Origin of the sequence: Agrococcus sp. HG114, from assembly GCF_024723325.1 — a bacterium.
GTDB lineage: Bacteria > Actinomycetota > Actinomycetes > Actinomycetales > Microbacteriaceae > Agrococcus.
Map to the genome: position 1 here is coordinate 1 of NZ_JANQCH010000242.1, position 923 is coordinate 923.

Here is a 923-nt window from a genome sequence, read left to right on the forward strand (position 1 = left end):
CATCGAGGCGGCCGGTGCCCCGACATCCCGGAGCAGCAGCCGCGCGGGCAGCGGCTCCCGCCACGGGCGCTCCTGTCGCGGCAGCGCTGAGGCCGCGGCGACGAGCTCGGCGAGGTGGTCGCCCGTGGCGAGCGCGGCCTGCGCGAGCCGGGTCGCCCCGCCGCTCACGCGCACGACGCAGCGCCCGCGCGCCTCGAGCGGGATCGTCGCCGCCTGCGGGCTGCCGGTGACGGCCACCGCGTCCGCGTCGCCGGTGACGCGGAGCGAGATGCGGATGCCGCAGTTGGCGAGCAGCGCGTCGCGCACCGCGTCGGCCGGGCGCTGCGTGCACAGCACGAGGTGCACGCCGAGCGAGCGCCCGCGGGCCGCGAGGTCGACGAAGACCCGGTGCAGGTCGGGCAGCTCGGCGAGCATCGCCGCGAACTCGTCGACGACGATGACGAGCCGCGGGAGCCCGCGCGCCTCCTCGATCGAGCGCGCGCCCTGGTCGGCCAGCTGCCGCTCGCGGCGGCGGAGCTCGGCGCGCAGGCTCTCGATCGCCCGCCGCGCGCCCGGCTCGTCGAGGTCGGTCATCACCCCGACGACGTGCGCGAGGCCGTGGAGCGCGGCGAAGGAGGCGCCGCCCTTGAAGTCCACGAGCAGGAAGGAGACCTCCTCGGTCGTGCGGCCGGCGGCCATCGCGGCGACCCACGCGATGAGCAGCTCGCTCTTGCCGGACCCGGTCGTGCCGCCGACGACGGCGTGTGGGCCGTCGCGCACGAGGTCGAGCTCGATCGGCTCCTCCGCGGCCAGGAACACCGCGGCGAGGCCCCCTCGCCCGCGAGGCAGGGCTGCGAGGTCGACGCGCTCGGGCAGCGGGCACCGGTCCGCGAGCCCCCACGGCATATCCACCACCTGAGAAGAGCGCGCGAGCGTGCGGTGGA

1 protein-coding gene is annotated in these 923 nt (G+C 77.2%); it reads right to left on the reverse strand.

The window, feature by feature from the left end:
- Nucleotides 1–885 (reverse strand): FtsK/SpoIIIE domain-containing protein (locus NWP09_RS13005; protein ID WP_258275911.1); only part of this gene is annotated, 885 nt, incomplete at its 3' end.
- Nucleotides 886–923: the final 38 nt, after the last annotated feature.